At 55.9% G+C, this 6,189-nt stretch carries 7 protein-coding genes; 6 read left to right on the forward strand and 1 reads right to left on the reverse strand.

Annotated elements, in window-relative coordinates; translation table 11 throughout:
• Window positions 1–5 precede the first annotated feature (5 nt).
• The 6 genes from J1777_RS11930 (at window position 6) to J1777_RS11955 (ending at window position 5,898) form a co-directional block, all read left to right on the forward strand.
• On the forward strand, window positions 6–365 hold the full coding sequence (locus tag J1777_RS11930) for a PilZ domain-containing protein (protein ID WP_207575921.1): 360 nt from the start codon (window positions 6–8) through the stop codon (window positions 363–365).
• Between the two features lie 43 nt (window positions 366–408).
• The gene (locus tag J1777_RS11935) at window positions 409–1,236 is read left to right on the forward strand and encodes an alpha/beta fold hydrolase (RefSeq protein WP_207575922.1); all 828 of its coding nucleotides are present in this window, start codon (window positions 409–411) and stop codon (window positions 1,234–1,236) included.
• Between the two features lie 47 nt (window positions 1,237–1,283).
• Window positions 1,284–1,655, forward strand: a complete 372-nt coding sequence (locus J1777_RS11940; RefSeq protein WP_207575923.1) for a hypothetical protein — start codon at window positions 1,284–1,286, stop codon at window positions 1,653–1,655.
• A gap of 253 nt (window positions 1,656–1,908) precedes the next feature.
• Complete coding sequence (locus J1777_RS11945; RefSeq protein ID WP_207575924.1) at window positions 1,909–2,520, forward strand: TRAP transporter small permease subunit; 612 nt, start codon at window positions 1,909–1,911, stop codon at window positions 2,518–2,520.
• 18 nt (window positions 2,521–2,538) lie between these two features.
• Window positions 2,539–4,308 carry a TRAP transporter large permease subunit gene (locus J1777_RS11950; protein WP_207575925.1) on the forward strand — a complete coding sequence of 590 codons (1,770 nt, stop codon included), beginning with the start codon at window positions 2,539–2,541 and terminating at the stop codon, window positions 4,306–4,308.
• 312 nt (window positions 4,309–4,620) lie between these two features.
• Window positions 4,621–5,898: a tyrosine-type recombinase/integrase gene (locus tag J1777_RS11955; RefSeq protein WP_207575926.1), complete on the forward strand. Its 1,278-nt coding sequence runs from the start codon at window positions 4,621–4,623 to the stop codon at window positions 5,896–5,898.
• 45 nt (window positions 5,899–5,943) lie between these two features.
• On the opposite strand, the gene J1777_RS11960 is transcribed toward J1777_RS11955, so the two are convergent.
• A partial coding sequence (locus tag J1777_RS11960; protein ID WP_242700517.1) for an integrase core domain-containing protein occupies window positions 5,944–6,189 on the reverse strand: 246 nt, incomplete at its 5' end.

Here is a 6,189-nt window from a genome sequence, read left to right on the forward strand (position 1 = left end):
CCCCCATGTCCCAAGAGCGCCGCCAATTTCAACGCCTGCACTTTGATGCCCATGCCCAACTGATATGCGCCGGGCAGGCCCACCCTGTGCACCTTTTGGATATTTCGCTGCAGGGGGCTTTGGTCAAGGCCGCTGCGGAGCTGCACTGGCCCAAAGAGGCACCTTGCCAGCTCATCATCACCCTGGGAGAGGGCTGCCACATTGCCATGGCCAGTGAAGTGGCCCATGTGCAAGAGGCCTACATCGGCCTGCGCTGCCGCAGCATTGACCTGGACAGCATCACCCATCTGCGCCGCCTGCTGGAGCTGCAATTGGGTGACCCTGCATTGCTGGAGCGTGATTTAAGCCAGCTGTGTGCCTTGTGATTTTTCTTGGCCCGTTTGGTCATTTTTGTCATTTTTGTTCTCTATGCGCCCTTTGATTTTTGCCCACGCCAACAGCTTTACAGCCGGAACCTACGACTACTTGTTCGCCCAGCTGCGTGCGCGCGGCTTTGCTGTGCATGCGCTGCCACGCTTTGGCCATGACCCCGCCTACCCGGTGACGGACAACTGGCCGCACTTGGTGCAGCAGCTCAAAGACTTTGCCCAGCCGCTGGTGGCGCAATGGGGGCAGCCCGCGTACTTTGTGGGGCATTCATTGGGGGGATTTGTCAGCCTGATGACGGCCGCCCAAAACCCCGAACTGGCCCGGGGCGTATTGCTGCTGGATTCGCCGCTGCTGGGGGGCTGGCGGGCCACTTCAGTGCAAGCGGCCAAGCGCTCGCGGTTGGTGAATATTTTTTCTCCCGGCAAGGTCAGTCGTAAGCGCCGCACCCGCTGGGGCAGCGCCCAAGAGGCGCTGGAGCACTTTCAGCGCAAACCCAGTTTTGCCCGCTGGCACCCACAAATACTGCAAGACTACATTCGCCACGGCCTGCATCAGGATGCACAGGGCCAGCTGACCCTGTGGTTTACGCGCGAAGAGGAAACGGCCATCTACAACAGCCTGCCGCACAACCTGAGCCCGCTGCTGCGCCGGCATCCACTGCGCTGCCCGGTGGCCTTCATTGGCGGGCGACAGTCACGCGAAATGCGCCAAGTGGGCATGGAAATGACCCAGCGCGTAACGCGGGGGCGCATCATGGTGCTGGACGGCAGCCACTTGTTTCCCATGGAGCACCCCATCACCACGGCAGCGGCCATTGAGGCCAGCTTGCTCAACCTGGACAGCATCACGGATGCACAAGTCTTTTGACTTTTTTAGTATTAATTTAGCGATTTCTCTCGCTATAACCCTCACTTGTGATGCAACTGCACTATTTAGATTTTGATTTCAGTGAAGATGAACTGGGCCACGCCTGCTGGGATGCCCTGGCCTGCGTCCCCCCTGAGCGCTGGGAAGCGCTGCTGGCTGAAGCCCAAGCCCTCTTGGCATGGTGCGAGCAACAAGGAGGGCCTGCGGGTGACATGGATGCCGGTTTTAGCTGGGATTTTGATCTGCAAGCCACCGCCGAAAAGGGGGAGCAAACCACCCCGATTGCCATCACTTGGGCCGCACCGGTTTTGCAAGCGACTGGCCCCCAAGATGGCAGCACACGCTGCTGTCTGGGCCTGAGCATCAGCACCACACCAGCCTTGACAAACGCCTTCAAAGAAGGCTTGCATCTCGAATAACGATAGCAAGCCTTCTTTAACAAAATTTTTTAATTTAGTCTTTGAAATTTCAACAACAAATCAGTTTTTATTGAAATTTTCCACTGGTACAAACCCTTGCTTTTCCAAAAAAACAGGAAAAACTAAGGGTTTGCATCCGCGTGCATTGGTGTTCCCTCCTTAAAATTCCGCGCTGTTTCGGGATTGCCTGACCACGGCAACAGACCACTCCATCCCCTTGGTCTCCCCGTTTTTCGCCATTTTTGGAGACACCATGCAGGCTCTGCTCAAACTATCCAAGGCCATTGACGGTCTGAACGCCTTTGTCGGGCGTTACGTCATCTGGCTCATCTTGGCTGCGACCTTGGTCAGCAGCATCAACGCCGTCGTGCGCAAAGTGTTCCACACCAGTTCGAATGCTTTTCTGGAAGTGCAGTGGTACCTGTTTGCCGCTTCGTTCCTGCTGGCGGCGGGCTATGCGCTGCTGGAAAAAGAACACGTCAAGGTGGACGTTATCAACGCCAAGCTGTCGCAACGCACCCGCGCCTGGATTGACGTTTTCGGCTTTATCTTTTTTCTCACACCGGTGTGCTTGATCGTGCTCAAGTACAGCATCCCCTTCTTTCTGCAAGGCTTTCACTCCGGTGAAGTCTCCAGCAATGCGGGTGGCCTGATTCGCTGGCCGGTGTACCTGATGATGCCCCTCGGCTTTGGCCTGCTGATGCTGCAAGGCTTCTCCGAACTCATCAAGCGCATTGCCTTCCTGCGCGGCTTGATTGACGACCCCATGGTCAAACGGGTGGAAAAGTCAGCAGAAGAAGAATTGGCCGAGGCCATTCGCCAGGCCAAAGAACTGGCTGCGGCCAAAAAAGCCCAAAACGCCTAAGCGCCCAGGAGAATTTACGTGGAATTCATTGCCAACAACCTCGCCCCGATCATGTTCGCGGGCCTGATCTGCTTTCTATTGATCGGCTTTCCCGTGGCATTCAGCCTGGGGGCCTGCGGCCTGTTTTTTGCCGTCATCGGCATCGAAATGGGCGTACTGCCCGAAGCGCTGATGCAAGCGCTGCCCTTGCGCATTTACGGCGTGATGCAAAACGAAACCTTGCTAGCCATTCCATTTTTCACCTTGATGGGGTTGATATTGGAGAGAAGCGGCATGGCCGAGGACTTGCTGGACACCGTGGGCCAGCTCTTTGGCCCCATCCGTGGCGGTGTGGCCATTGCCGTGATCGTGGTCGGTGCCATGCTGGCGGCGACCACCGGCGTGGTGGCCGCTTCGGTGATCTCGATGGGGCTGATCTCGCTACCCATCATGCTGCGCTACGGCTATGACCGGCGCATTGCCTCGGGGGTGATTGCCGCCTCGGGCACGCTGGCGCAGATCATTCCACCCTCGCTGGTGCTGATCATTCTGGCCGACCAGTTGGGCCGCAGCGTGGGCGACCTGTACAAGGGCGCTTTCCTGCCAGGCTTCATGCTGGTGGGCCTGTACATGCTGTTGGTCTTCATCATCGCCTTCTTCCGTCCCAGCATGGTGCCGGCCCTGCCGCCCGAAGCGCGTGACCTGAAAGACAAAAACGGCAACTCCGGCCTGCCTTCGCTGCTGGTGCTGACCATCATCTGCGTGGGCCTGTCCGTGTTTGCCGCGCAGAACATGGAAGCCATCCACACCTGGATCACCGGAGAAGTGGTGGAACACGTGGCCAAGGATGAAACCATCGTGTTTTCGATGTGCTTTGGCGTGACCCTGGCCTTTGTCGCTGCCTCGATCAACCGCATCACCGGCATGGGCCTGCTGTCCACCGTGGCAGAAAAGGTCACCTTTGTGCTGATTCCGCCACTGCTGCTGATCTTCTTGGTGCTGGGCACCATCTTCCTGGGTATCGCCACCCCCACCGAAGGCGGTGCCATGGGTGCCATGGGTGCCATCATTCTGGCCATCAGCCGCCGCCGCCTGAACTACAAGCTGCTGCAACAGGCGCTGGTGGGCACCACCAAGCTGTCGTGCTTTGTGGTCTTCATCCTGATTGGTGCCACCATGTTCAGCCTGACCTTCCAGGGTGTGGACGGCCCACTGTGGGTGGAGCACCTGCTGTCCGACCTGCCGGGTGGTCAGTTGGGCTTTCTGATCCTGGTGAACATCATGGTCTTCTTCCTGGCGTTCTTCCTGGATTTCTTTGAGCTGTCCTTCATCATCGTGCCGTTGCTGGCCCCGGTGGCCGACAAGCTGGGCGTTGACCTGGTGTGGTTTGGCGTGCTGCTGGCCATTAACATGCAAACGTCCTTCATGCACCCGCCGTTTGGTTTTGCCCTGTTCTACCTGCGCTCGGTCGCACCCGATAAGGAATACACCGACAAGGTCACGCGCCAGCGCATTGCCCCGGTGACCACTACGCAGATCTACCTGGGCTCGATCCCCTTCCTGTGCATTCAGCTGCTGATGGTGGGTCTGGTGATTGCCTTCCCAGGCATCGTCTCCAGCGGTTTGGATGAAAAAGTCACCTACGACCTGGATGCCATCCGCGAGCAAATGGAGGCCAATATGCCCAGCGCGGTGGACTTTGAAAACCCCTTCATGACCGAAGACAGCGCCAGCGAATCTGCCGCCCCTGCAGAGGATGACCCGCTCAAAGCCATGCAAGACGCTTTAGAGGCGGCCCCTGCCAATTAAGGCCAACTAAGAAAAAGCGCACACGCGCAACCATCCCCCCAGCCCCTGGTGCCTTTGGCCCAGGGGCTTTTTCATGGGCCACAATCGCCCGCAGGAGAAACTTATGCAACTGTCCACCTGCAATTTTCGTTATGGTCTCACTGCAGTTTGTAACGCCTCAAAAAATAAAAATAACCATATGATATTTAAAGGATTTTGTCTCTTTAAGTCTCATCTAGGATCTGCACATCTCGGCTTTGGTGGGTAGCTAGATGGGTAGCTAGTTGGGTAGCTAGGAGGTGGTCAAATTGCGTGAGTTTGCAAAGGGGAAACATGCCAAAACTCACTAACTTGCTGTCAGATCGACAGCTGAAAAACTGGATGATCAAAGGCGATACAGTTGCCAAATCAGATGGCGATGGCCTTACCTTCACACTTTCCAACGCAGGCACCGCATCCTGGGTGCTTAGGTATCGGCTTAATGGACGCCGTAAGGAAGTAACCCTCGGCAACTACCCTGATATCAGCCTCAGCAATGCACGCGAAAAAGCACGTGCATTACGAGCAGCCGTTGACGCCAGCGAAGATGTTGCTGTTCAAAAGCAAACTGCACGCAGTCGAGCGATAGCAGCCTGGTCCATTCGCGACTTGGTCAATGACTATCGAGAAAAAATTCTTCGCCTCGACTCCTTCTCAAAAATCACCATTCAATACCGCACCTATGACCTTGAACAGGTCATCTTGCCTCGTCTGGGAGCTTGGCAGGTCGACCAGGTAACCCCTATCGATATCGTTTCAATGTTGAAGGATGCCAAACGCACATGGACGATCACCAAGCGCCTCTTAACAACGACCTCTCAACTTTTTGACCATGCCTGTGGTCTCACGTTGATAGCAACAAACCCCTGCTTTGGCATCAAGCTAACAGCTCTGATGGGGCCACGTCCTCCCGTGCGCCGCCGTGTGATGCTAGATGAGTCAGAGCTACGCACCCTTCTACCTAATATTGATCAGATTGGGCGTCAGAACGGCTTAGCCTTCCGCATCCTTTTAGCCACATGTGTACGAGGTATTGAACTAGTGAAGGCGAAGAAGGAGCACTTACTCCTTGATAGAGGGGTTTGGTGGATTCCTAATGACTCGGTCAAAACTCGCAAAGGCTTTCTCGTCCCTCTAGCTCCCCAAGTGGTCGAATGGTTCCGTGAACTACTCGTCTTCGCAGATGGTTCTAGCTATGCTCTACCTGCTCGCCGCCATGACCGCCTGCTAATTCACGGAGATACACATGTTGGCGCTACTACGCTTTGGGCTGCGATTACACGAGCCTTTGAGCGCGGCGATATCGACATACGCCACTTCACTCCACATGACACGCGAAGTACTGCAAAGGGACATATGCGCAACATGGGAGTATCACGGGAAATTTCAGAGATTGCACTCAACCATACGCTCAAAGGCATGGAAGCTATCTATGACGTTAGAGAGGAAATTCCAGAGCGTCGTGATGCTCTCAAAAAACGGGCTGACTTCCTGATAGCCTGTGAGAAAGGTACTTCTGCCCCACATCAAGTGGTTGTACCTATACGAGAGGGTGTGCAGAATTTTGTGTAAACGGCCTATCCACAGCCGGTGACCTGCCCCCTCCAGCCATACCAATCAGTTGGAGAGAGGTCCAAGGGTTTGCAGGTTAACTGATCCTGCGTCGGTGGTTGATGGGTTTGGCTTGCGGTGCTTGGCGGCAAACTCAGCCGGAGGTATCCGTCCGATCGTTCCGCGTGGTCGCACCTCGTTGTAGTCTTGGCGCCAGATGGCGATGACCTCGCGGGCCTGCGTCAGGGATTCGAACCAGTTCTCGTTGAGGCATTCGTCCCTGAACTTGCCGTTGAAGCTCTCGATGTAGGC

Source organism: Comamonas denitrificans (assembly GCF_017368815.1).
Lineage (GTDB): Bacteria > Pseudomonadota > Gammaproteobacteria > Burkholderiales > Burkholderiaceae_C > Comamonas > Comamonas denitrificans.

Coding starts and splice junctions, on each gene's coding strand:
- J1777_RS11930 (WP_207575921.1), top strand. CDS start 6: ATGTCCCAAGAGCGCCGCCAATTTCAACGCCTGCACTTTGATGCCCAT.
- J1777_RS11935 (WP_207575922.1), top strand. CDS start 409: ATGCGCCCTTTGATTTTTGCCCACGCCAACAGCTTTACAGCCGGAACC.
- J1777_RS11945 (WP_207575924.1), top strand. CDS start 1,909: ATGCAGGCTCTGCTCAAACTATCCAAGGCCATTGACGGTCTGAACGCC.
- J1777_RS11955 (WP_207575926.1), top strand. CDS start 4,621: ATGCCAAAACTCACTAACTTGCTGTCAGATCGACAGCTGAAAAACTGG.